A 367-nucleotide genomic window follows, 5' to 3' on the forward strand; every position below is an offset into this window, starting at 1 on the left:
AATGAATCACCGCTTAGATTTCATAAAAAAACTAGAGCATTTTGGTCGTAAGAAACATTTTGAACTTTCTAATCAGATTGAAGAATTGTCAATATCCTATCAATCTTCTGTAAAGATAACTGACAAAGAAGACTTATCAGAATCTTTCAAAATTGCTTTAGAAAAAAGTAGATCCAGAGATTTATTTAAAAAGAATACTGGTGTTGGTCCTCATCGAGATGACATTTCTTTTTATATAAATGGTATGGATGCTAGTTTCGGAAGTCAAGGTCAACATCGTAGTCTCGTCCTCTCTATAAAATTAGCAGAAATCGAATTAATGGAAAGCATTACTACAGAATCTCCAATATTACTGCTTGACGATGTT

Annotated in this window: 1 pseudogene; it reads left to right on the forward strand. The window is 31.9% G+C overall.

The features are described 5' to 3' along the window. Positions 1-367 (forward strand): annotated as a pseudogene (locus WKI42_RS10725) (DNA replication/repair protein RecF); the annotation flags it as partial.

Origin of the sequence: Streptococcus pseudopneumoniae (genome assembly GCF_038148935.1) — a bacterium.
Classification (GTDB): Bacteria; Bacillota; Bacilli; order Lactobacillales; family Streptococcaceae; genus Streptococcus; species Streptococcus pseudopneumoniae_U.